This window comes from Pseudomonas asturiensis, from assembly GCF_900143095.1.
GTDB lineage: Bacteria > Pseudomonadota > Gammaproteobacteria > Pseudomonadales > Pseudomonadaceae > Aquipseudomonas > Aquipseudomonas asturiensis.
Genome location: NZ_FRDA01000022.1, coordinates 65,769 through 89,527 on the forward strand (window position 1 = coordinate 65,769; position 23,759 = coordinate 89,527).

At 59.4% G+C, this 23,759-nt stretch carries 24 protein-coding genes; 11 read left to right on the forward strand and 13 right to left on the reverse strand.

Annotated features, from left to right (window positions below):
* Nucleotide 1 precedes the first annotated feature (1 nt).
* The 6 genes from BUB69_RS25765 to rutA all read right to left on the reverse strand — a co-directional run bounded on the left by BUB69_RS25765 (nucleotide 2) and on the right by rutA (nucleotide 5,074).
* A complete protein-coding gene (locus tag BUB69_RS25765) occupies nucleotides 2-1,186 on the reverse strand; it encodes a cyclic di-GMP phosphodiesterase (RefSeq protein ID WP_073172456.1) in 1,185 nt (394 codons plus the stop codon).
* A gap of 303 nt (nucleotides 1,187-1,489) precedes the next feature.
* Nucleotides 1,490-2,023 (reverse strand): NADH-dependent FMN reductase RutF, encoded by a 534-nt coding sequence (rutF, locus tag BUB69_RS25770; protein WP_073172459.1) that lies wholly within the window; start codon nucleotides 2,021-2,023, stop codon nucleotides 1,490-1,492.
* A gap of 12 nt (nucleotides 2,024-2,035) precedes the next feature.
* Entirely contained in the window at nucleotides 2,036-2,815 is a 780-nt protein-coding gene (gene rutD, locus BUB69_RS25775; protein ID WP_073172462.1) for a pyrimidine utilization protein D, read from the reverse strand.
* Between the two features lie 42 nt (nucleotides 2,816-2,857).
* Nucleotides 2,858-3,241, reverse strand: coding sequence for a pyrimidine utilization protein C (rutC, locus tag BUB69_RS25780; RefSeq protein ID WP_002552194.1), 384 nt, complete (start codon nucleotides 3,239-3,241; stop codon nucleotides 2,858-2,860).
* Between the two features lie 10 nt (nucleotides 3,242-3,251).
* Nucleotides 3,252-3,992 (reverse strand): pyrimidine utilization protein B, encoded by a 741-nt coding sequence (rutB, locus tag BUB69_RS25785; protein WP_073172465.1) that lies wholly within the window; start codon nucleotides 3,990-3,992, stop codon nucleotides 3,252-3,254.
* Complete coding sequence (gene rutA, locus BUB69_RS25790) at nucleotides 3,992-5,074, reverse strand: pyrimidine utilization protein A (protein ID WP_073172468.1); 1,083 nt, start codon at nucleotides 5,072-5,074, stop codon at nucleotides 3,992-3,994. Before rutA ends, rutB begins: the two co-directional genes overlap by 1 nt.
* A gap of 308 nt (nucleotides 5,075-5,382) precedes the next feature.
* Here rutA and rutR point away from each other — a divergent pair, with 308 nt between their 5' ends.
* From rutR to BUB69_RS25820, 6 genes are all read left to right on the forward strand, one after another.
* Entirely contained in the window at nucleotides 5,383-6,087 is a 705-nt protein-coding gene (gene rutR, locus BUB69_RS25795) for a pyrimidine utilization regulatory protein R (protein WP_163032192.1), read from the forward strand.
* A 439-nt stretch (nucleotides 6,088-6,526) separates the two neighbouring features.
* A complete protein-coding gene (locus tag BUB69_RS25800; protein ID WP_073172475.1) occupies nucleotides 6,527-7,618 on the forward strand; it encodes a BMP family ABC transporter substrate-binding protein in 1,092 nt (363 codons plus the stop codon).
* Nucleotides 7,615-9,129, forward strand: a complete 1,515-nt coding sequence (locus BUB69_RS25805; RefSeq protein ID WP_073172478.1) for an ABC transporter ATP-binding protein — start codon at nucleotides 7,615-7,617, stop codon at nucleotides 9,127-9,129. The genes BUB69_RS25800 and BUB69_RS25805 overlap by 4 nt, the downstream gene beginning before the upstream one ends.
* Complete coding sequence (locus BUB69_RS25810; RefSeq protein ID WP_073172481.1) at nucleotides 9,122-10,237, forward strand: ABC transporter permease; 1,116 nt, start codon at nucleotides 9,122-9,124, stop codon at nucleotides 10,235-10,237. Before BUB69_RS25805 ends, BUB69_RS25810 begins: the two co-directional genes overlap by 8 nt.
* Complete coding sequence (locus BUB69_RS25815) at nucleotides 10,237-11,163, forward strand: ABC transporter permease (protein WP_073172483.1); 927 nt, start codon at nucleotides 10,237-10,239, stop codon at nucleotides 11,161-11,163. Before BUB69_RS25810 ends, BUB69_RS25815 begins: the two co-directional genes overlap by 1 nt.
* Nucleotides 11,164-11,260: 97 nt before the next feature.
* Nucleotides 11,261-11,968 carry a YiaD family glycine zipper/OmpA-like lipoprotein gene (locus BUB69_RS25820; RefSeq protein WP_024689459.1) on the forward strand — a complete coding sequence of 236 codons (708 nt, stop codon included), beginning with the start codon at nucleotides 11,261-11,263 and terminating at the stop codon, nucleotides 11,966-11,968.
* 92 nt (nucleotides 11,969-12,060) lie between these two features.
* On the opposite strand, the gene BUB69_RS25825 is transcribed toward BUB69_RS25820, so the two are convergent.
* The 3 genes from BUB69_RS25825 to BUB69_RS28340 form a co-directional block, all read right to left on the reverse strand.
* Nucleotides 12,061-12,960, reverse strand: a complete 900-nt coding sequence (locus BUB69_RS25825; RefSeq protein ID WP_073172487.1) for an acyltransferase — start codon at nucleotides 12,958-12,960, stop codon at nucleotides 12,061-12,063.
* A gap of 63 nt (nucleotides 12,961-13,023) precedes the next feature.
* Nucleotides 13,024-15,114: a phosphate acetyltransferase gene (gene pta, locus BUB69_RS25830; RefSeq protein ID WP_073172490.1), complete on the reverse strand. Its 2,091-nt coding sequence runs from the start codon at nucleotides 15,112-15,114 to the stop codon at nucleotides 13,024-13,026.
* 79 nt (nucleotides 15,115-15,193) lie between these two features.
* Nucleotides 15,194-15,499 (reverse strand): DUF3565 domain-containing protein, encoded by a 306-nt coding sequence (locus BUB69_RS28340; protein WP_175561861.1) that lies wholly within the window; start codon nucleotides 15,497-15,499, stop codon nucleotides 15,194-15,196.
* Nucleotides 15,500-15,512: 13 nt separating this feature from the next.
* Between BUB69_RS28340 and BUB69_RS25840 the strand changes: the two genes are divergently transcribed.
* The 3 genes from BUB69_RS25840 (at nucleotide 15,513) to BUB69_RS25850 (ending at nucleotide 17,897) form a co-directional block, all read left to right on the forward strand.
* Nucleotides 15,513-15,998, forward strand: coding sequence for an FKBP-type peptidyl-prolyl cis-trans isomerase (locus tag BUB69_RS25840; protein ID WP_024689456.1), 486 nt, complete (start codon nucleotides 15,513-15,515; stop codon nucleotides 15,996-15,998).
* Nucleotides 15,999-16,128: 130 nt separating this feature from the next.
* The gene (locus tag BUB69_RS25845) at nucleotides 16,129-16,617 is read left to right on the forward strand and encodes a glutathione peroxidase (RefSeq protein ID WP_073172493.1); all 489 of its coding nucleotides are present in this window, start codon (nucleotides 16,129-16,131) and stop codon (nucleotides 16,615-16,617) included.
* Between the two features lie 170 nt (nucleotides 16,618-16,787).
* Complete coding sequence (locus BUB69_RS25850) at nucleotides 16,788-17,897, forward strand: NADH:flavin oxidoreductase (RefSeq protein ID WP_163032193.1); 1,110 nt, start codon at nucleotides 16,788-16,790, stop codon at nucleotides 17,895-17,897.
* Here the strand turns inward: BUB69_RS25850 and BUB69_RS25855 are convergent.
* The 3 genes from BUB69_RS25855 to cysZ form a co-directional block, all read right to left on the reverse strand.
* Nucleotides 17,866-19,080: a glycosyltransferase family 4 protein gene (locus BUB69_RS25855; RefSeq protein ID WP_073172501.1), complete on the reverse strand. Its 1,215-nt coding sequence runs from the start codon at nucleotides 19,078-19,080 to the stop codon at nucleotides 17,866-17,868. The genes BUB69_RS25850 and BUB69_RS25855 overlap by 32 nt on opposite strands.
* 789 nt (nucleotides 19,081-19,869) lie before the next feature.
* Nucleotides 19,870-20,223: a hypothetical protein gene (locus BUB69_RS25860; protein ID WP_073172505.1), complete on the reverse strand. Its 354-nt coding sequence runs from the start codon at nucleotides 20,221-20,223 to the stop codon at nucleotides 19,870-19,872.
* 180 nt (nucleotides 20,224-20,403) lie between these two features.
* On the reverse strand, nucleotides 20,404-21,165 hold the full coding sequence (cysZ, locus tag BUB69_RS25865) for a sulfate transporter CysZ (protein ID WP_073172508.1): 762 nt from the start codon (nucleotides 21,163-21,165) through the stop codon (nucleotides 20,404-20,406).
* 288 nt (nucleotides 21,166-21,453) lie between these two features.
* Between cysZ and BUB69_RS25870 the strand changes: the two genes are divergently transcribed.
* Both BUB69_RS25870 and trxB read left to right on the forward strand, forming a co-directional pair.
* Nucleotides 21,454-22,053 (forward strand): peroxiredoxin, encoded by a 600-nt coding sequence (locus BUB69_RS25870; RefSeq protein WP_073172512.1) that lies wholly within the window; start codon nucleotides 21,454-21,456, stop codon nucleotides 22,051-22,053.
* 157 nt (nucleotides 22,054-22,210) lie between these two features.
* Nucleotides 22,211-23,173: a thioredoxin-disulfide reductase gene (trxB, locus tag BUB69_RS25875; RefSeq protein ID WP_024689449.1), complete on the forward strand. Its 963-nt coding sequence runs from the start codon at nucleotides 22,211-22,213 to the stop codon at nucleotides 23,171-23,173.
* A gap of 264 nt (nucleotides 23,174-23,437) precedes the next feature.
* Here trxB and BUB69_RS25880 read toward each other — a convergent pair.
* On the reverse strand, nucleotides 23,438-23,759 hold a 322-nt coding region (locus BUB69_RS25880), incomplete at its 5' end, for a transposase (protein ID WP_141121912.1).

A 23,759-nucleotide genomic window follows, 5' to 3' on the forward strand; every position in this document is an offset into this window, starting at 1 on the left:
TTCAGTCCCGCTTGCCTTGCGACCACAAGTGATCCACATTTTCCAGGCCCCAGTCGTCGGGCAGTTCGATTTTCACGATCGCGTCCCTGTCCGTCTCGCTGGCAAGGTCGATGATTCGTGGCACGAAGGCTTTTCGGGTTCGCGCCGACATGAATACCTTCACTCTGGGACGCAGCAGTGACGTCTCGCTCTGCTCGACCACCACCCCCAGATTTCCGCTCTCAAGGCGCACCAGCGCGCCTACCGGGTAGATGCCCACGGTCTTGACGAAACTCTGGAATACCCGCTCATCGAAGTGGCCTTTCCAGGACGCCATTTCACGAATCGAATGCGCAACGCCCCAGCCCTTTTTGTACGGGCGGTCGGAGGTGATTGCATCGTACACATCGCACACTGCGCTCATTCTGGCGAAAAGACTGATGTCTGAACCCAGCAGGCCGTGAGGGTAGCCGGAGCCGTCGAACTTTTCGTGGTGATGCAGGCACACGTCCATGACCGCGGTGGCGACGGGCAGATTCTCTTCAAGAATTTTCAGACCCTGCTCAGGGTGGGTCTTCATCAGGTCGAATTCTTCGGTGGTCAGCCTGCTGGGTTTATTAAGGACTTCAGGCGCGATCATCATCTTGCCGACATCGTGCATCAGGCCTGCGACGCCCGCTTCGCGAATCTGCTCATCTGCCATGCCCATTCTTCTGGCCAGTGCCACCATCAATGCGCAGACGGCGACCGAATGCATGTAGGTGTATTCATCCGACGTCTTCAGACGCGACAGGCTGATCAGTGCATGCGGATGGCGCAGGATCGAGTTGGAGATTTCCTCGACCATCAACTGCACGTTATCCATCTTCATGGCCTGGCCCATGCGAGCCTCGTTGAACATGGTCATGACCACGTCTCGGGCACGGCCACAGATGGCCTTGGCGCGCTCGACCTCCTGTTCCAGGCTGACAGCCGCTGTGTCGCTTTCAGACGAAGCCTGGGTGAGTGTTGCCGTACTGTCTGCGCCTAGACACGTGTCGATCCAGACTTCCAGGGTATCGGACGTCTGAATGCGCTTGAGCACTTCGGCATCGTGAAGAACGGTTTCGACGTGAGTGATCCAGAAGGGGTCGCTGTTCCACGGGCGGCAGAACTTGTGGATATGCATACCCAGGGAGAGTTCGGAAACAGGAATTTTTTTCAGCATGTTCAGTCACCCGGATGTCGGGTGACTGAAAGAAGGGCTCGGGGGAGTGACAACGCCAGGGTTGTTGATCGACATGATTTCACCTCTTTAGACGACAAGGATCATCCTGATCTCATAACGCCAGTATACGCATCAGATAAAGAAAAAATCTTGTGTATCTGTCAGGCGTCAAAAAGAGGGCTTTTGTTTTTGTACCAATTAAATCAATAAGTTACGTCGTTTATGTGGTGTGCGTCGATCACTCGATAAAAACATTCAATCGCTGTTTCAGAGTTGCCAGTGAAAGTTAAAGCCGTTATTCGGTCAGGGCGTCGGCAGCAGCCCGGGCAGTGGATGATAGCGACGCCCGAAATACACCAGCGCATCCGATTCGCTTTCATGCCGGATGTCCTGCACTTCGCAGAACAGAATGTCGTGGGTGCCGACACTTACTGACCGGCTGATGCGACAGTCCAGTGCCAGCTTGGCGCCGTCGAGCAACGGAGCGCCGGTCAATCCCTCCAGCCATTGGCCGCCTGCAAAACGCTCCACTTGCGAGGTCTTGCCACCGAACAGGTTGGACAGCGCTTGCTGGTCATGACCCAGCGTGTTGACACACAGTGTGCCGTTGCCGACAAACGCGTCATACACCGAGGCACTGCGATTGATGCAGACCAGCAGGGTCGGCGGCTGATCGGTCACGCTGCAGACGGCCGTCGCCGTGAACCCGGCGCGACCGTGCGGGCCGTCGGTGGTGATGACGTTGACCGCGGCAGCGAGGCTGGACATGGCGTCGCGAAACTGAACCTGGGTGACGGCAGTGGCGTCGGCTGGGCATATCGCTGATTGAGTTTGCATGGCAACGGTCCTTCAGGCCTGGGCGCTGAGAAAGTCGAGCAGGGCTCGGTGAAAGGGCTGTGGATCAGTGATGTTCGAGGCGTGACCGCCATATTCCAGAAGCACCAGCCTGGCGTCGGGCAAGGTGTCGGCCAGGTGCTGTGATCGCTGCCACGGCACCAGCATGTCGTCGCGGTTGGCGATCAACAGAGTGGGTGTGCGTATGTCCGCAAGCCTTGCCTCGATGTCGAAGCTTTCCAATGCGTGAATGCGCCGCAAAAGGTTGTCGGTGTCGGGGAAATGCGCCAGTGCGTGTGCTTCATCGCTGGCCAGTCGCGTGGTATTGGCTGCGATCCAGTCGGCGGGGTACAGAAACAACGCCTGGGCTTGCACATAGGCCTCTGGGCCACTGTTCAGCAACAGTTTCCTGCGCACCGAAAAGCAGCGGGCGCTGTGCGGGTTCGGGCCGCTCCAGGCGTTGATCAGCACCTGGCTGTCGAGCATTTTCGGGCGTAACAGCGACAGCTCCAGGCCGACCAGCCCACCCAGCGCATGGCCCATGAAATGGCAGTGCTGAATGTCGAGCGAGTCGAGCAGCTCCATCAGTTCGACCGCCATATGCCGAATCGTGTAGTCGGGCGGGATCACGGCCGGACTGCGTCCTGTCCCGGCGTGATCGTAGATCAGCACCTGATAATCCCGGGTCAGGATGGGCAAATCGTTGCTCCAGTATTGACCGGAACCGCCGAGTCCCGAGCTGAGCACCAGCGTCGGTGCACCGGCTTTTTGCGAAGCATGAAGTTCATGGAACATGCGGGGCGCTCCAGGTGGGCGGCGAGCGCCCACGGTCGAGGTTCAGCCGATGTGGGCGATGCTGGCGATTTCGATCAGGGCTTCAGGTTTCACCAGGCCACACTGGATGCAGTAGCGCGCCGGTTTTTCGCCAGCGAAGTACTCGGCATAGACTTCGTTGACCTTGGCGTAATCGGCCCAGTCACGAATCATGATCATGTTGAAGGTCACGTCATCCATCGTCCCGCCTGCGGTTTCGACCACGCTTTTGATGGTCTCCAGCACGTGACGGGTCTGGGCGGTGGCGTCGCCGACATGCACCACGTTGTTGTCCTTGTCGAAGGGCAGGGTGCCTGACACATAGAGCACGCCGTCAGCCATCGAACCCGGTACGAATGGTGCGATAGGCTTGGTGGTGCCAGCAGGAATGATCGCTTTCTTGGTCATGCGTACGTCCTCACGAAGGTTGCCCGACCGGGCTGAAAGTGGTGCAGAAGTCCTCGACGCTGGAAACCCAGCCGAAGAAGGTTTCGATGTTGAACAGGGCGGCCTGCTGAGCGAATTCGGGGCCTGCCTGATGAGTGGCGTCGGCCAGTACCACGCCGAAATATTCCAGGTGAAAGCCGTCGCGCAAGGTCGACTCGACGCAGACGTTGGTGGCGATTCCGGTAAACACCAGGTTACGAATGCCTCGGCTGCGCAGCACGCTGTCGAAGCTGGAATTGAAGAAGCCGCTGTAGCGGATCTTCGGCACCACAATGTCGCCGGGCTCAGGTTTCAGCTCGTCGACCAGTTGATAGTCCCAGCCGCCCTTGGCCAGTAGCTGACCTTCGAGTTCGGGGCGCTTGCGCATGGTTTTCAGCGCGTTGGACTTGTGCCAGTTCGGTGAGCCGGGGCCACCGGCTTCCACATAGGCCGGGTCCCAGCCGTTCTGGAAAAAGATCACCGGGATACCTGCCGCACGCGCAGCGGCGCAGGCCTTCTTGATATTGGCGATCACCGGCCCCGTGCTGCTGACATCGAACCCTGCCAGGTCCAGATAGCCGCCGAGCGAGGCGTAGGCGTTCTGCATATCGACCACCACCAGGGCTGTCTCGCCTGCTTTCATGCGCAGGTTTTCGGGGCGTGCGGGCAGTTCGCGTGCAGGCTGCAGATCCAGTGGCAGATCCACGCCGGCAATCGTTGCCGGGGCGTTCATCACACCACCTCCTTGAGCTGCGCGATGTGACTGCGGCTGCTCATCAGTGGCTGAATTTTCTGGCCGAAATCCTCGACGCCTTTCACGAAATCATCGAAGGTCAGCATCACACCCTGGGTGCCCGGGACGCTGGCCACCTCATCGAGCATGCGTGCCACATTGGCCCATGAGCCCACCAGCGTGCCCATGTTGATATTGACCGCCGAGGTCGGGTCGGCCATCTGCCGCAGGTTCGAGCCTGCGCTCTTGTCGGCCGAGCCCTTGTCGCTTAGCCAGGCGATGGCTTCCTCGTCGGCACCTTCCTTGATGTGCTCCCAGCGCGCCCGGGCGGCTTCGTCGGTATCGTCGGCAATGATCATGAACAGTACGCAGGAGGTGACATTACGCCCGGTCTTTTCGTTGGCCTCGATCAGTTTCTGTGCGGTGGGCGCGAAGGCCGTCGGGGTGTTCACGCCCTTGCCGAAGCAGAAGTTGTAGTCGGCGTACTGGGCCGAGAACGCCATGCCGGCTTCGCTTTGCCCGGCGCAGATCAGCTTCATATCGGCTTGCGGACGCGGGCTGACGCGGCAGTCCTGCATGCTGAAATGCTCACCCTTGAAGTCACTGCTGCCCGTGGCCCACAAGTCGCGCAACACCTGGGCGTATTCGGCCAGGTACTCGTAGCGGGTATGGAAGAATTCGTCGCCGGGCCAAAGACCCATTTGTTCGTACTCGGGCTTCTGCCAGCCGGTAACCAGATTGATGCCGAAACGGCCGTTGGAAATCGAGTCGATGGTCGAGGCCATTCGTGCCGCAATCGCGGGTGGAATCGTCAGGGTCGCGACGGTGGCGAACAGCTGGATCTTGCTGGTCACGGCGGCAAGCCCCGCCATGAGGGTAAAGGACTCCAGATTGTGTTCCCAGAACTGGGTCTTGCCGCCGAAACCGCGCAGTTTGATCATCGATAGCGCGAAGTCGAAGCCGTAGCCTTCGGCCTTCTGCACGATCTGTTTGTTGAGTTCGAAGGTCGGCAGGTATTGCGGTGCGTTGCTTGAAATCAGCCAGCCGTTATTGCCAATGGGGATGAAGATACCGATGTCCATATGAGGCCTCTCTGCGATAGTCGATGCGTGCCCCAAGGACAACGGGCGGCACTTGAAATCGAATTTGCATGAAGCGGGCCAGCTTTGTTTTGTTGTTTTTATTCAACGGGTTAGAAAATAAACCGCATTAATTCGGACCATTTGGTCTGGATGAGAGCACTTGGTTTGTGCAGTGCGCACGGTGATGGGGCATGTGGCGCATGAATGCGCGATGCGTTTTGCATTCATATCGACAAAGTGTGTCCGCCCGTTAAGATGCCTGCTCATTTCGGCATCACTGGTTGACGTGTGTGAACAAGAAACCTCCCGTGACAGAGCCCGCGGTCAAGCGCGTGCGCAAGGTCAAGCCCGAGAAGGCAATCAAGGCAACCCGTGAACCCAGTGCGTCGGCCCTCAAGCGCCGCATGCGTCTCATGGAAGGCAAGCGCAGTGTGATTCTCGATGCCGCGCTGGAAATCTTTTCCCGTTATGGCGTGCATGGCAGCAGCCTGGATCAGGTGGCGAGCCTGGCGGATGTGTCCAAGACCAACCTGCTTTATTACTTCAGCAGCAAGGACGACCTGTACCTGAACGTGCTGCGCCAGTTGCTGGAGGTGTGGCTCAGCCCGCTGCTGCATTTCACCGCCGACAAGGATCCGCAGCAGGCCATCGGTGCCTATATAAAGGCGAAGCTGGAGATGTCCCGCGATCACCCGGCCGAGTCCCGCCTGTTCTGCATGGAAGTGATGCAGGGTGCGCCGCTGATCCAGGGTGAGTTACAGCACCCGTTGCGCGATACCGTGCAGGCCAAGGTGGCAGTGATTCAGCACTGGATCGACAGCGGACAGTTGGCGCCCATCAATCCTCATCACCTTATTTTCTCGTTGTGGGCGACCACTCAGCATTACGCAGACTTTCGCACGCAGGTCGAGGCGGTGACCGGCAGAACGCTGGACGATCCCGCGTTTTTTGACGAGGTGCTGGAGAGCCTGCGCAGCATGATTCTGGACGGCATCCTGCCGCGGGGTGCTTGAGATATCTCAAGGTGATCGCTGAAGTAACGCTAGCTCCAGTGTGGGAGGCGGCTTGCCGGCGATGAACGATGACGCGATTTTGTGGGAGCGGACTTGTCCGCGAAAAGGCCAGTACATCCGACGCATATGCAGTGGCTGAAATACTGCATTCGCGGACAAGTCCGCTCCCACTGAGTTTGCCGCGCGACAGCGCTACGTCGAAGACGTGGTGGCGCCTCCTACAGTCCGGTGTTTGCCTTACGCACCCCGGCTGAGCAGCAATCGGTCACTCTGCACAAACCAAGTGCTCTGAATCGGACCATCTGATCCGTTTTGGTCATGCTGTTTTCTACAGTCCGTTGTTTCATAACGTCTTTTCTGCAGTGGCATGGATGCTGCTATGGCCTGCAGGGTCGGCCCCGCGCTGTTCTTGCAGGCCATTACCCTCAGGAAAACGTCTATGTACAAGAAACTGTTGCCCGGGACTTTGTGTGCGGCTGTTGCGTTCGGGATGGGCAGCCTTGCCCAGGCAGAAGGATTGACCCTCAAAGGCCCGGCGAAAATCGCCATGGTGTACATCAGCCCGCGCAACGACGGGGGCTGGACCCAAGCGTTCGACGAAGCCCGGCAAAAGCTGGAAAAGGACCTGGACACCAAGATCCAGTACGTGGAAAGCGTTCCTGAAAACGCGGCAGCCATCACACCAGTGGTTGATCGCCTGATCGCACGTGGCGCCAATATTATCGTCGGCACCGCTTTCGGCTACTCGGACACCTTCCTGACGCTGGCCAAAAAATACCCTGATGTGGCGTTTCTGAACGGTTCGGGTACCACCAACGCACCTAATCTGGAGTCGTTCTACGGGCGCACCTATGAAAGCCAGTACCTATGCGGCATGGCGGCAGGCGCGGCGTCGAAAACCGGCAAGCTGGGCTTTGTCGCCGCCAACCCGTTCGGTCAGGTCAACTGGACCATAAACGCCTACGAGCTGGGCGCCAGGCAGATCAACCCGAAGGCGACAGTCACTGTCATCTACACCGGTGCCTGGAACGATCCGGTGAAAGAGCGCGCGGCCACCATGGCGCTGATCGACAACGGCGTGGATGTGGTCGGCCAGCATGTCGACAGCCCGACACCCCAGATCGTCGCTCAGGAGCGCGGCATTCACGGCACCGGCCACCACCGCGACCTTAGCGAGTTTGCCCCCAAGGCCACCGTTTGTTCGTCGGTCTGGGTCTGGGAACGCTTCCTGGGGCCTGAACTCAAGAAAGTCATGGCTGGCAACTGGACGCCTGCGGCCAATGGCGCGTTGCTGTCGATGGAGCAGGGCGGCACTGATATCAGCCTGACCAAGGACGCAATCATCTCGGCAGATAACCGGCAGAAGATCGAGGCTGAGCGTGCCGAGCTGCTGGCGGGCCGCAAAATCCTCTACAGCGGGCCGATGGCGGATCGCGACGGTAAAGAAAGGATCGCCGCCGGGCAGCATATGTCCGACCCGGACCTGTGGAAAATGGACTGGTTCGTCGAAGGCGTGATGACCCAGCAATGAGTCAGGTCAATGCGCTTCAACTCACTGGTATCAGCAAGTCGTTCGACGGTTTCAAGGCCTTGATCGACGCCGACTTCACGGCTCACTGGGGCGAGGTTCATGCGCTGCTGGGCGAGAACGGTGCGGGCAAATCGTCGCTGATGAACATTGCCGCCGGGTTGTATGCGCCGGAGACCGGCTCGCTGCTGATCGACGACAACCTGGTCCAGCTCCAAGGCCCCAAGGATGCGAGTCGCTATCGGATCGGCATGGTGCATCAGCATTTCAAACTGGTGAAACCGTTCACCGTGGCGCAGAACATTCTGCTGGGGCTGCGTGAGCAGCCGGGCGAGGGCAGTTATCGCAAGCGTCTGCGGGCGCTTGAGCAGGACATTGTCAGCAAGGCTGAGGAACTGGGCTTTGTGCTCGACCCAACCCGCAGCGTCGACAGCTTGTCGGTGGCCGAGCAGCAGCGCGTTGAGATTCTCAAGGTGCTGCTGGCCGGTGCGCGGATTCTGATTCTCGATGAGCCCACGGCAGTGCTCACCGATCAGGAGGCCGAACGGTTGCTGACGACGGTGCAGGCGTTTGCCCGTCAGGGCGCTGCCGTGATTCTGGTGACGCACAAGATGGCTGACGTGAAGCGCTACGCCGATCGGGTGACCGTGATGCGTGGCGGTCGCACGATTCAGACCCTTGATCCGCACTCCGTCAGCGTTCAGCAACTGGTGCAATTGACCGTGGGCGATTCCGCACCGGTCAGTGAGCGCAGTCCGGTGACGCCGGGAGAGGTTCGTGTGCAGGTGCGTGACCTGCGCAGCGTGGCAGGCAGCAGCGCGCTCAACGGGGTGAACATGACCCTGCGCGCCGGGCAGATCTACGGCATCGCAGGCGTGGGCGGCAATGGTCAGGCGGAACTGGCCAACGCGTTGATGGGCCTGCCACAACCCACCGAAGGCGAGATTCATCTGGCGCAGTTCGGCGATCTGCGCAGCGCATCGCCCGAGCAACGGCGGCAGTTGCGCATTGCGTCGATTCCTGCGGATCGCTACGGAGCCGCCCTGGCCGGTTCGCTCTCGGTGGCCGAAAACTTCGGTATCGGCAATATTCATGGCGGCCAGTACGGCTCGTTCTGGCGCATGCGTTACACGCGCCTGAAACAGGACGCGCAGCAGGCCGTGACGGATTTCGATGTGCAGGGCGTGCGTTCGCTCGATCAGAAAGCTGCGCTGTTGTCGGGTGGCAATGCCCAGAAGCTGGTGATCGCGCGGGAATTCAGTCGCAACCCGCAATTGGTGCTGGTCCACAGTCCCAGCAGGGGCCTGGACGTTCGCGCCACCCAGGCGGTGCACGACCGTCTGCGTGCTGCGCGTGACGCAGGCGCAGCCGTGCTGGTGATCAGCGAAGACCTGGACGAGGTTCTGACCCTGTCTGACCGGATCGGCGTGATGAACGGTGGGCGTATCGTCGCCGAGTTCGAACATCCCGCTGATCGTCAGGCGATTGGCAAAGCGATGGTGAGCCATGACTGAATCGACTGTATTGCACGCTGGCAGTACGCCGCGAAGCCCTTTGTTATCGCGACGCTACACGCTGGAAATCCGCCAGCAGACCGGCTGGCCGTTGCAGGTGCTGATCATTGCGCTGGCGTTGCTGGTGGGGCTGGCGATCTGTACTGCGATACTGATCCTGGCGGGCGTTCCGGCAGGCGAACTGCTCAACGAGTTCGTCATGCAGACGGTATTCGACGCACAGAACTTCAAAGCCGTACTGTTTCAGGCCTCGCCCATGATCATGGTCGGGCTGGCAGGCTGCATGGCGTTCCGTGCGAGGTTCTGGAACCTGGGGCTGGAGGGTCAGATGATCTGGGGCGCCATCGGGGCCACGGCCATTTCACTGTTTGACGTGGGGCCGCAGGTGCTGCGTCTGCCCATGATGATGGCTGCGGCGATTGGCTGCGCGATGCTCTGGAGCCTGGGGCCGATCCTGTTGAAGCTCAAATGGCAGGTCAACGAAATCATCTCGACCCTCATGCTTAACTACATCGCCGCCAACTTCCTGCAGCATCTGGTCTACGGGAGCTGGAAAGACCCGCGGGATAACTTTCCGTATTCACCTGCACTGCGCAGTTTCGAACGTCTGCCGGATCTGTTTGCCGGCTATAACGCGGCCATCGTTCTGGCGCTGCTGGTCACGCTGCTGACCTTGTGGTTTATCGGTATCTCAAGGGCCGGTCTTTATCTGCGCTTCGTCGATGCCAATCCCAAAGTGGCCGGCGCAGTTGGCGTGCCGGTGCGCAAGATGATCATTGGCACAGTCCTGCTGTCCGGGGCGCTGGCAGGGCTGGCAGGGTTCGTCGTGACCTCGGGGCAAGAGGGGCGCCTCACCCAGTCGTTCTATCAGGGCTACGGGTTTTCCGGGATTCTCATCGCGTTTCTGGCTCGTAACAATCCTGTGGCGGCGACCCTCGTGGCGCTGCTGATCGCCATGCTGTTCGTGGCGGGGCGCAACCTGCAGGTGTTCTACCAGATCCCGTTTTCGATGGTGCAACTGATCCAGGCGATTCTGGTGATCTGTGTGGCCTCGTCCGACTTTTTCATCCGCCATCGCCTGCGTCGTATCCAGGCAGGAGCACGCTGATGGACCTTCTTTCTCATTGGCTGGGCAGCGCCCCGGATTTCGCCGTACCCTTTGCGCTGGCCGCGTTGGGCCTGATCCTGATCGAACGCAGCGGCGTTCTGGCGCTGGGCGTCGAAGGCATGATGCTGGTCGGTGCGCTGGCGGGCATCGGCACGCAACTGAGTGTCGGCTCGCCCGGCATTTCCTTGCTGGCGTCGATGGTGGCAGCCGGTGCGGTGTCGTTGCTGTTTGCCCTGATGGTGCTGGTGCTGCGCATCAATCAGGTGATCGCGGGGCTGGCGCTGGTGTTCTTCTGTCAGGGCCTGACCGGGTTGCTGGGCACACTGCTGGGCTGGACCAACCGTCCGGTGAGCGGCTTGCAGGCTGTGGAGCTGTGGCCCCTGTCAGAGCTGCCTGTGGTGGGCAAGGTGTTCATCCAGAATCCACTGGTGTACCTGACCGTGCTGATTTTCATCGCCGTGGTCTGGCTGCTGGAACGCACGCGTACGGGGCTGCGTTTGCGTGCCGTGGGCGAAAATCCTCAGGCGGCCGATGCGGCGGGTATTTCGGTGCTGGGCTATCGGCTGGCGGCCATCGTTGCGGGCTCGGCCCTGATGGGCCTGGCGGGCGGCTTCATCGCGGTGCTCAGCACCAAAATGTGGATTGCCGACATGACCGGCGGACGCGGCTGGATCGCTGTCTCACTGGTGATTTTTGCGCGTTGGTCGCCGTGGCGCGCGTTGGCCGGTGCATTGTTGTTCGGAGGGATTGAAGCGCTGATACCACAATTGGCCGCCACTGGCGTGAAGCTGCCGCAGTATTTCGTGCTGATGACGCCGTATGCGGTGACCTTGCTGGTCATGGTCTGGGTGGCCGCCGGCAAACGACAATCGTCAAGTCAGCCAGGTGCGCTGGGCGAGCCGTATATTCGCGAAGAGCGACGCTGACCGTGCGACGCAGACGGTTCAGGCCGGGTTAAGGAATTTTTGACAGGCGCCATGCTCTAATCGGTCATCAGCGTCAGTCCAACCCAGGAGCATCTGAATGTTCACCTCGCGTCGTTTGATTATTGTCGCCACCGCCGTAGCGCTGCTGTCTGGCTGTGCGACGTCGTCCAATCCCTATGACAACCAGGGTCAGGCTCAAAGCTCCGGCGGCATGAACAAGACCGCCAAATACGGTGGGCTGGGCGCACTGGCTGGTGCCTTGGCAGGCGCGGCCATCGACCATAACAGTCGCGGCAAGGGCGCATTGATCGGCGCTGCCGTGGTAGGCGCCGCATCGGCAGGTTACGGCTACTACGCGGACAAACAGGAAGCGGCGCTGCGTGCAAGCATGGCCAATACCGGTGTCGAGGTTCAGCGTCAGGGTGATCAGATCAAGCTGATCATGCCGGGCAACATCACCTTCGCCACCGACTCTTCGGCCATCGCCAGCAGCTTCTATTCGCCGCTCAACAACCTGGCGAATTCGCTCAAGCAATTCAATCAGAGCAACATTGAAATCATCGGTTACACCGACAGCACCGGCGGGCGTCAACACAACATGGACCTGTCGCAACAGCGCGCGCAGAGTGTTGCGACCTACCTGACCTCACAAGGTGTCGATCCCTCGCACCTGTCGGTACGTGGCGCAGGTCCCGACCAGCCTATCGCCAGCAACGCCGACGCCAACGGCCGCGCCCAGAACCGTCGCGTCGAGGTCAACCTCAAGCCGATTCCGGGTCAGCAATACCAGCAGTATCAGCAGTAAGCTCGCCTGATGTGATGGCCATACCCACGCGCTGCGTGGGTATGCAGCACGGGACGCTCCGCCTCCCTTTGTGAAAACTCTCCGTAGGCAAGTTACCCGCGATACTGCTCGTGCAGCCGCTTCAGCAACTGGTCTTTTTCTTCCCAGAGTCCATTGATCCACTGCTGGAATTCCAGGCGGTATTCACCGTCCTGATCATAGTTTTTACCCACGAACTGCGGCGGGATACTGATCTCCTCGAAGTGGGCGACCACGTCTTTCACCCTGCCGCACAGCAGGTCCCAGTAGCCTGGCCGGCCGGCGGGGTAGTGGATCGTCACGTTAATGATCGATTCCAGTTGCTCGCCCATCGCATCCAGTACGAAGGCAATGCCGCCCGCCTTGGGTTTCAGCAAATAGCGGAACGGTGAGTTCTGCTCGGCATGTTTGCCCGGCGTAAAGCGCGTTCCTTCTGCGAAGTTGAAGATTCCCACCGGGTTGTGGCGAAACTTCGCGCAGGTGCGGCGAGTGGTCTCCAGGTCCTTGCCTTTCTTCTCCGGGTGCTTGGCCAGGTACGCCTTGGAATAGCGCTTCATGAACGGAAAGCCCAATGCCCACCACGCGAGACCGATCACAGGGACCCAGATCAATTCCTGTTTGAGGAAAAACTTCAACGGGCGGATTCGACGGTTCAGCACGTACTGCAACACCATGATGTCGACCCAGCTCTGGTGGTTGCTGGTGACCAGATACGAGTGTTTGTAATCCAGCCCTTCCAGACCCGTCAGGTGCCAGCGGGTGTTGCACAGCAGTCTGATCCACGCGTTGTTGTTGCCGATCCAGGTTTCCTGAATATGGCTCATCATCCAGTCGGTGAGGCGCTGGGCGGCAGAGAAAGGCAGGCAGATCTTGAAGATCGTGACCACGAACAGCACCGTGCAGCAGATGATGGTGTTCAGCGCCAACAGCAGCGAGGCAATGACGCCGCGCAATGGGGCAGGCAGGAAATCCATGAAGGATGAAGCTCCGCAGAGTGATGGGATGCCGCAGATTCGCCTGCGGCACCTGAGTGTGTATCAGGCCAGTGTGTCGGCCTGAATGGCAGTCAATGCAATGGTGTAAACGATGTCGTCGACCTGAGCGCCGCGTGGCAGGTCGTTGACCGGCTTGCGCAGGCCTTGCAGCATCGGCCCCAGGCTCACGCAGTCAGCACTGCGCTGCACCGCTTTGTAGGTGGTGTTGCCCGTGTTGAGGTCCGGGAACACGAACACATTGGCGCGTCCCGCGACCGGGCTGTCAGGGGCCAGTTGCCGGGCCACATGCTCGTTGGCGGCGGCATCATACTGCAGCGGCCCGTCGATCAATAGATCACGCTGGGATTCGCGCGCCAGTTGCGTGGCTTCGCGGACTTTCTCGACCTCTTCACCGCTGGCCGAGTTGCCACTCGAATAGCTGATCATCGCTACGCGAGGCGAAATACCGAACGCGATGGCGGAGTCGGCGCTTTGCAGGGCGATCTCGGCCAGTTCGCTGGCGCTGGGGTGCGGGTTCATGATGCAGTCGCCATAGACCAGCACCTGTTCGGGGAAGAGCATGAAGAACACCGACGAGACCAGCGTGCAGCCCGGCGCGGTCTTGATCAGTTGCAGGGCAGGGCGGATGGTGTTGGCCGTGGAATGAACGACGCCCGATACCAACCCGTCGACCTCGTCCAGCGCCAGCATCACGGTACCGATCACCACCGGGTCTTCAAGTTGCTGTTCGGCCATGGGCGCGTTCAGGCTCTTGCTCTTGCGCAGGTTCACCATGGGCGCGACATACCGTTCGCGAATCAGGTCCGGGTCCAGAATCTCCAGGCCCGGCGGCAACTCGATGCCGTGGGCCTGGGCAATGGCCTGCACCTCTTCGGGCTTTGCCAGCAGCACGCAGCGCGCAATGCCTCGTGCCTGACAGATCGCTGCTGCCTGAATGGTCAGCGGCTCGTTGCCTTCCGGCAGCACGATGCGTTTGTTGGCCGATTGCGCACGCTGAATCAACTGATAGCGGAACACCGCAGGCGACAGGCGCAGCTCGCGCGGCGTGCCGCAACGCTGATGCAGCCAGTTGGCGTCCAGATGGCTGGCGACGAAGTCGGTGATGATTTCCGCGCGCTCGCGGTCATCGATGGGGATTTCCTTGTTCAACTGGTTGAGGCGATTGGCAGTGTCGTAGGAACCGGTGCTCACCGACAGCACCGGCAAGCCTGCCTGCAACGCGCCTCGGCACAGCTCCATGATGCGCGGGTCGGGCACCGTATCGCTGGTCAGCAGCAGCCCGGCCAGCGGCACGCCGTTCATGGCTGCCAGACTGACGGCCAGAATGATGTCGTCGCGGTCGCCCGGCGTGACCACCAGCACCCCCGGCTTGAGCAGAGGCACCGTATTCAGCACGGTCCGTGCGCAGATGATGATCCGCGACATACGGCGCTGATCGTAATCGCCTGCATTGAGCACCTGCGCGCCGAGCAACTCGGCGACGTCACGGGTGCGCGGCGCGTTGAGTTCGGCTTGATAAGGAATGCAGCCCAGCAAGCGGAAATCGCCATTGCGCAGCAGCGGCGAATGCTCTTTGAGGCGGGCGGCAAAGACTTCCATGCTTTCGTCGGTGCGCACCTTGTTAAGAATCACGCCCAGCACTTTCGGGTCCTTGGGGCCGCCGAACAGTTGCGCCTGCAACTCGACCCGCCCGGAAAGCTCGGTCAACACTTCGTTTTCCGGCGCGGACACCAGAATGACGTCGGCATCCAGGCTCTTGGCCAGGTGCAGATTGACGCGTGCGGCGTAACTTGCGCTGCGCGTCGGCACCATGCCTTCGACCACCAGCACGTCCTTGCCGACGGCTGCCTGCTGATAAAGACTGATGATTTCTTCGAGCAACTCATCGAGCTGGCCGTCACCCAGCATGCGCTCGACGTGCGCCAGGCCCAGAGGCTTGGGTGGTTTTAAACCGTGAGTTCGGGCCATCAATTCGGTGGAGCGTTCCGGGCCCAGGTCGCCGGGGTGCGGCTGCGCAATGGGCTTGAAGAAGCCCACCTTGAGGCCTGCGCGCTCCAGAGTGCGCACCAGGCCAAGGCTGATGGAGGTCAACCCCACGCCAAAGTCTGTGGGGGCGATGAAAAAAGTTTGCATACTGGCTTCTCGATTGAGCAGTGCAAGGGTTGCGGCGCAGGTGAACAGCCGACAACCGCAAAAAAAGGCCGGGAACCGTCTAACGCGGATCCTCTGTGCCAAGACTATCGTTATCCGGGGCTTTCGCACACCAGCCGCAGTGAAAGCCCTGACCTATTTTCTGTTGGCGTCGAACAGGGTCCAGAACCCAGGCGCGCGATTGCCAGGGTGGCTGATGGCGAAGGTGCTGCGTATGCCCGCAGGACAGTACCGCAACCCAGTGCCCGTCCTCATCCTGCCTGAAATCGACAACCGTTGAATTTTCCAATTGGGCCCGTCTGTCAGAGTTGCGTTCGCTTTCGGGCGATGGCTTGGTTAAACTTGCTCGTTCTTCAATCTTAAGCAAAGGTCTTGTCCCCATGCCGATCGCCGCCAATAAGGCTGTCTCCATTGACTATACCCTGACCAACGACGCTGGTGAGGTCATCGACAGCTCCGCTGGCGGCGCGCCGCTGGTTTACCTGCAAGGTGCCGGCAACATCATTCCGGGCCTGGAAAAAGCCCTCGAAGGCAAGGACGTCGGTGACGAACTGAAAGTCGCCATCGAGCCGGAAGACGCCTACGGTGAATACTCCGCCGAACTGGTCAGCACCCTGAGCCGCAGCATGTTCGAAGGCGTCGATGAGCTTCAGGTCGGCATGCAGTTCCACGCATCCGGCCCTGACGGCAGCATGCAGATCGTGACCATTCGCGACCTGGATGGTGATGACGTTACTGTCGACGGCAACCACCCGCTCGCTGGTCAGCGTCTGAATTTCGACGTAAAAATCGTTAACGTCCGTGATGCCAGCGAAGAAGAAGTAGCTCATGGCCACGTTCATGGCGAAGGCGGCCATCATCACTGATTTGTGCTGCTAAGCTCAGGTCACTGACAAAGGCGCTCTGGCTGTTCTGCGATGACGACTTTCGTTACGCGTGCGGTCATTGCGCCTTTTCGGGTTCTTGCGCAGCGTTCGGGCTTCAAGGGGGTTCTTCATGAGTGCTTTTCACGATATCAAGCTGAAGGCGCTGGATGGCCATGAGCTTTCACTGGCGGATTTCAAGAACAACGTGGTTCTGGTCGTCAACGTGGCGTCCAAGTGCGGACTCACGCCGCAGTACGCTGCACTTGAGAACCTGTACCAGCGATACAAGGACAAGGGCCTGACGATTCTAGGTCTGCCGTGCAATCAGTTTGCAGGTCAGGAACCGGGCAGCGAGAAGGAAATCGCCGAGTTCTGCGAGCTCAGTTACGGTGTGACCTTTCCGCTGGGCGAAAAGCTTGAAGTCAACGGGCCGCACCGTCACCCGCTTTATCGCCTGCTGGCGGGCGAGGGTGCCGAGTTTCCGGGTGACATTACCTGGAACTTCGAAAAATTCCTGGTTCGCAAGAGCGGGGAAGTGATCGCGCGTTTCTCGCCGCGCACACTGCCTGATGACGCCGCCGTCATCCAGGCCATCGAAAAGGCCCTTGGCCTGAACTGACTGTCCGCACGGGTGGCCTGAAAGGCTTCGGCCACCCTCGTCTATGCGGCTTTTGAATCAAAATCAGTCAAATCAATAGTACTGGGCCTGCGCTCGCAGTCAGCCCTATGCTGCGCCTTTGATTCGGCCCCCTCGCGCCGGATTGCCGACACCTCATCCTCATCGGAGACCTGCGCATGCCGGTAAAAGCCTTGTTCACACCCTTTCAGCTGGGCAGCCTGGAATTATCGTCACGTGTGGTCATGGCGCCGATGACGCGCTCCTTTTCGCCAGGCCATGTGCCAAATTCGAAGGTGATCGAGTATTACAGACGTCGCGCCGCCGCAGGCGTCGGGCTGATCATCACGGAAGGCACGACGGTGAATCACAAGGCTTCCAACGGCTACCCCAATGTTCCGCAGTTCTTCGGCGATGCGCCGCTGGCGGGCTGGAAGAAAGTGGTCGATGCCGTTCACGCCGAAGGCGGCAAGATCGCTCCGCAGCTCTGGCATGTTGGCGCGGTTCGTCGCCTCGGTACCGAGCCTGACGGCAGCGTGCCTGCCTATGGACCTATGGAAAAGTCCAAGGATGGGCAGGTCCTGGTGCATGGCATGAGCAAGCAGGACATCGATGATATCGTCGCCGCCTTTGCCCAGGCGGCCGCTGACGCCAAGGCCATCGGCATGGATGGCGTGGAAATCCATGGCGCTCATGGCTACCTGATTGACCAGTTCTTCTGGGAAGGCAGCAATCAGCGCACCGATGAGTACGGTGGCAGCCTGGCCAATCGCTCGCGCTTTGCCATTGAGCTGATTGAGGCGGTGCGTGCGGCGGTCGGACCGGACTACCCGATCATCTTTCGCTTCTCACAATGGAAGCAGCAGGATTACACCGCGCGTCTGGTGCAAACCCCGGAAGCCTTGGGTGAATTCCTTCAGCCGCTGTCGGACGCGGGTGTGGATATCTTTCACTGCTCCACCCGACGTTTCTGGGAACCTGAATTCGAAGGTTCCGAGCTTAATCTGGCAGGCTGGACGCGCAAGCTGACCGGCAAACCAACCATCACCGTGGGCAGTGTCGGGCTGGATGGCGAGTTTCTGCAATTCATGGTCAACACTGACAAGGTCGCCCAGCCGGCCAGCCTCGAGAACCTGCTGGAAAGGCTGGGCAATGACGAGTTCGACCTGGTGGCGGTCGGGCGTGCGCTGCTGGTTGACCCGGATTGGGCAGTAAAAGTGCGCGAGGGGCGCGAGCAGGACATCCTGCCGTTCAGTCGAGAGGCGCTGACGACGCTGGTCTGACGGGCTGACGCTTGGGCTTCCCGACCTCGGCGACAGACGCCTGAGGCGGGCAGGCCTGCAGCAGTTGTCGCTCGAACTGATCGATGATCGCCGTCCATCCTTGCCTGCTGGCATGTTGTCTTGCGTTCAAACGCACGCGGCGCAGGGTTTCGCTGTCTTCCAGCAGCCAGTGCGCAGCGTCGATGAACGCAGCTTCATCGCCAGGCATGGCCAGCGCGCCGTTATGGCCATGACGAATGTGTTGCCCGGCGGCCGCCTCGTCATAAGCCACCACGCCCAGACCTGAAGCCAGCGCTTCCAGCACCACGTTGCCGAAGGTTTCAGTCAGGCTGGGAAACAGAAACATGTCCCCCGATGCATAGTGGGTCGCCAGCGTCTCGCCGCGCTGTGTGCCACAGAAAATGGCCTCGGGGATCTGCTGTTCGAGCTCAGCCCGCTGTGGACCGTCGCCCACGATAATCAGCTTGAGATTGCGCTGTGGGTAACTGGCCCTCAAGGCCTCGAAGCTGGCCTTGAGCAGCCCCAGATTCTTCTCCGGTGCGAGCCTTCCGACATGAATCACCCCGACGTCACCCGCGCTCAGCCCCCAGCTTTCACGCAGCGCCTGTGAGCGTCTGGAGGGCGTGAACAATTGGCTGTCCACACCGCGAGACAGCAGTTCGATCCGCTCGAAACCCCGCCGCTCCAGTTCCACCTTCTGACTGACACTGGGCACCAGCGTGACGCGTGAGCGATTGTGAAACCAGCGCAGGTAATGCGTGAGCAGGCGCGTGATGAACCCCATACCGTATTGCTGCGTGTACTGCGGGAAGTTGGTGTGGAAACCGCTGATCACGGCGATGCCCAAGCGCCTGGCCGCACGCAAAGCCGATAAACCCAGCGGCCCTTCGGTGGCGATGTAGAGCACGTCAGGGCGTTTGCGCTGCCAGCGTCGCAGTAACTTGTGCATCGACGACTGCCCCCACTGCAACCCCGGATAGCCCGGAATCGGCCAGCCCCGGCACAGCATCAGATCATCGGCCGCGCCCGCCACAGCGTCTTCACTCTGACGCGGACGGATCAACTCGACCCTGTGCCCGCGCAAACGCAAACCGTCACACAGCCGCCCCAGGGTGTTGGCAACGCCATTGATCTCGGGCGTGAAGGTCTCGGTGATAAGGGTGACATGCAAGGATTGGCTCATGAGAAGAGTGTCGGCCGAAGACGTGTCGGTTATGTGGCGGGTATGTGATGGATTTGTGATCGGTTGCCACGGTATGGGTGCCAGGTGTGGAGGCGGTATCAGGTCTGTCCTGTTCAAGAACGTTTATGGGCAGGACTATATCGCGTTAACTTTTTGCCTTTGACGGTGTGGGTTTTTTCTCTAAGTAGTTTGCAGTATTTATTTAAGGTTCTTTTACTGATCTTTTGAGTAACGTCGGGTTGTCGGATTTATATCCGTTCATCCATATGTGGCGGACGCAGGCGGTATGGAGGTGCGGGCATTTGATGACTCAACCCCTTTCAATACCTGCGCAAATGAGCCTGAACGAGGGTGCGGCGTTTTCTCCAGTGCGGATGACTGACGTGTCTGGCTCAGCCGGAAAGTGGCCGCAGGTGTGTCTATTTCCATGGCAAATGCTCTCCTGTTAGTTGAAACAGATAGAGCAAGTCGAGTGCCAGTTTTATGATTTTTTCAAGTCCTACAGGATGTCACTGAGTAAACCCGGTTATCTATTTTTTAGTCCTACATACACTTCCTACACAATAGGCAATTTGAAGAGGGACAAAAAATTGCCGCTCAAGGTGAAGGGTTGCCGGCGCATGACGATTTCAGGCAAATAAGGCGCCGGTCAGCGACAAAAAAGAGGCGTCTCGTGACGTTGAAAGGTGCATGTCTCTCGGTTGACACCGTCATGCCGGGCAAGTCCTGGACTGTGCCCGGTATGATCGATTGGCAGTATCAGATCCTGTGATCGGGAATCAGAACCGCTTAACCCAGGTCAGCGACCAGTTGGCCGATCAGTCGGTAGACCATTTCCAGGTCTGGCTCGGCAACGCGATGTTCGTCGGCAAACGAATACTGCACGCTGAACAGGCCGATGTGTGGCGAAGCGCGGTAGTCCGGGGCGTCATTCTCGTAGACGCGATCCCAGGCTTCCTGGCTGATGGACTTCGAAAAGGTTACGACGCGCGCGTCCATGTTGTTGACGCCGTTGATGTAGACGGCGTCCGGGTCGATGGAGTATTCGAACAGTTCGCTGACCAGAAACGCGCGGATCTGTTCTTTGATTTCGTCGGCATTGGCTTGTTTTGCGGCAACGTCAGGGTGAGTGTGCAGTGTCATGATTTAACTTCCTTGTCGAGTTCACAGGTCATCACGCGTGATTGAACGCGGCCCCCATGAACGGTTTGATTGAGGGCCTATTAGACAAGGGTTCTGAAGCCGGGAAGTTGTAGATATTTACCAAGGGTGATTTTTTGTGAGTCGTCGCAAGGCTGGCTTGCGACAATCGTCTACTGCCCGTCAGGCCTGTGTCACTCGTGTCGGCAATGCATCCGCCCCGCGCTCGCGCACCCAGAACAACGTCGCGCCCGCCACCGCAGCCGGCATCATCAGCAGGTTGACCACCGGAATCAGCAGCGCAACGTACACGATGCCGCCGAAGCTCAGGCTCTGCCAACGTTTGCTCTTGAGCCAGGCAAGCATTTCGTTCCAGCCCAGCTTGTGGTTGTCGGCCGGATAGTCGATGTACTGGATCGCCATCATCCACACCCCGAACAGCAGCCACAGCGGCGCGGCAATGATGTTGACTACCGGTATAAAGGACAGGGCGAACAGCCCTAGCATACGAGGCAGCATGTAGCCCAGCTTGCGGGCCTCACGCGCCAGGGTGCGAGGCACCATGGCAACCAGTTCTGCCCAACTGAAGGCTGGGGATTCGTCCACGCCGCGCACCACGGCTTCGACCTTCTCCGACAGAAATCCATTGAATGGTGCCGCGATGATGTTGGCGACCATGGTGAAGTTGAAGAACACCATCAGCAGCACCAGCGCTACGAACAATGGCCAGAGAATGTAGCTGAGAAAACCAAGCCAGTGTGGAAGGGTGGGCATGAAGGCATCGACCCACATTTCGAACTGGTGGATGGCCAGGTAAATCACTGCGCAGAACAGCACCAGGTTGATGCTCAAGGGCAGCAGGACGAACAGGCGCAGTCCTGGGCTGAGGACCAGTTTCAGGCCTTCGCTGAGGTATTGCGGGCCGGTGAGGGCGGGAGCGGGCATGGCAGCCTCCGAAAGCTGGAAAGGCGTGACCTTACCGGCTTTGCGGTAGCCGTGAAAGAGCCGCTTGCAAGGGTTTTTGGTCAGCGTCGCCCTGCTTGTGGTCCCAACGCTGATCGATAGATGGAATCGCTCGACAACAGGCTTATAAACAGAATGCTCACGCGGTCGGCGTTCTATAGAAGTGACCTATGAGGTGGATTGTGAAACGATATTTCCTTACTCTCTCCCACCCCGATAGGCTTGTCAGCACTTTCAGGATCTGTCCTTTCAATTTTCATGGAGTTATCAATGAGCGTACTGGTAAACAAGCTAGCCCCGGATTTCGACGCAGCAGCGGTATTGGGTGACGGTTCCATCGTCGACAGCTTCAAGCTGTCCTCCCTGCGCGGCAAATACGTGGTCTTGTTCTTCTGGCCGCTGGACTTCACTTTTGTCTGCCCTTCGGAAATCATTGCCCATAACAACCGCATCGCCAAATTTCGCGATCTGGGTGTCGAAGTGGTTGGCGTTTCTATCGATTCGCAATTCACCCACTTCGCCTGGCGCAGTACGCCGGTAGAAAAAGGCGGCATTGGCGAAGTCGAGTTCACCATGGTGGCTGACGTCAAGCATGAGATCACTCGTGCTTACGGCATCGAGCATGATGACGGCGTCGCACTGCGCGCCTCGTTCCTGATCGACAAGGCTGGCGTTGTTCAGCACCAGGTGGTGAATAACCTGCCGCTGGGCCGTGATGTGGACGACATGGTGCGTCTGGTCGAAGCGCTGCAGTTCACTGAAGAGCACGGCGAAGTCTGCCCTGCAGGCTGGCGTCCAGGCCAGAAAGGCATGAAGGCCGACGCCCAGGGCGTCGCCGACTATCTGGCATCCAACGCCAAGAGCCTGTAACTGCAAGAGCCTGTAGCTGATTGTGCCGATCCGGCTGACGGCCGGATCGTCGCAGCAGAATTTTCAGGACGGCTGAGCGGTCTCGGATTTCTCAGCCATCCTTACTTATCCAGCCGTTCCGACCGCGGCGTAAACGGCCGGTCGATAGGAGTGTGTCATGTCAGACGTACGTCATTCCCGAGTGATCATTCTCGGTTCCGGCCCTGCCGGTTACAGCGCTGCGGTGTACGCCGCACGTGCCAACCTCAAGCCGCTGCTCATTACGGGCATGCAGGCTGGCGGTCAGCTGACCACGACCACTGAAGTCGATAACTGGCCGGGCGACCCCCATGGCCTGACCGGCCCCGTCCTGATGGAGCGCATGCGTGAGCACGCCGAGCGTTTCGAGACCGAGATCGTGTTCGATCACATCAACTCGGTCGATCTGGCAGGCAAGCCATTCAGCCTGCAGGGCGACAGTGCGACCTACACCTGTGATGCCTTGATCATTGCGACCGGTGCCAGCGCACGTTACCTGGGCCTGCCGTCGGAGGAAGCGTTCATGGGCAAGGGCGTGTCTGCCTGCGCCACGTGCGACGGTTTCTTCTACCGCAATCGTGAAGTCGCCGTTGTCGGGGGTGGTAACACTGCCGTGGAAGAGGCGCTGTACCTGGCCAACATCGCGAGCAAGGTGACACTGGTTCACCGCCGTGAGACTTTCCGTGCCGAGAAGATCCTGATCGACAAGCTGCATGCACGCGTTGCCGAAGGCAAGATCGAGCTCAAGCTCAACGCTACGCTGGATGAAGTGCTGGGCGATAACATGGGCGTGACCGGCGCTCGCCTGAAAAACAACGACGGCAGCACCAGCGAACTGAAAGTCGACGGTGTGTTCATCGCCATCGGCCACACCCCGAACACGTCGCTGTTCGACGGCCAGTTGGCATTGAAAGACGGCTACATGGTTGTGCAGGGCGGCCGTGAAGGCAACGCCACTGCGACCAGCGTCGAGGGCGTATTCGCGGCGGGCGATGTGGCTGACCACGTCTACCGTCAGGCGATCACCTCTGCCGGTGCGGGCTGCATGGCTGCACTGGACGTGGAGCGTTATCTGGACGGCCTGGCGAACGCCTCGTTCTGATTGCGTTTTTCAGGTGTAAAAAAAACCGGCCTCGTGCCGGTTTTTTTTGGGGCTTCACTCGCTGTACGACACAACAGGTCGCTCCATTGCCCTGCCGTAAGCCTTCGTGGACAAGTCCACTCCTACGGGCTGAGTGTGATCGTGGGAGCGGACTTGTCCGCGAAGGGGTCCATCTGCGTGAGATGCAGCGTCTGATAGGCAGTCTTCGTGGACAAGTCCACTCCTACGGGCTGAGTGTGATCGTGGGAGATTCTATGGTTGTCATCAAGCCATAATCAGCCCTTTCGGTTGGTACTCGCTCTGATTTTTCAGCAGGGAGAACGCGATCCGAGCGAGCTTACGGCTGAGCATGACAAGCACCTGGGTAGTCGCTTTTCCGCTGCTCAGGTGTTCGTTGTAGAACCCTTTCCAGGTACTTGATCGACAGGCCGACATGGCTGCGTTATGCAGTAATCGACGAACTTCCGAGCACCCTCGCTTGGTTAAGGATCTACGACCATTTTTTTGGCCCGAGTCACTCACCCTCAGATCCATGCCCAAAAAAGCGATGAAAGAATCGCTGCTTTTAAAGTCGCCTCGGTTGTAC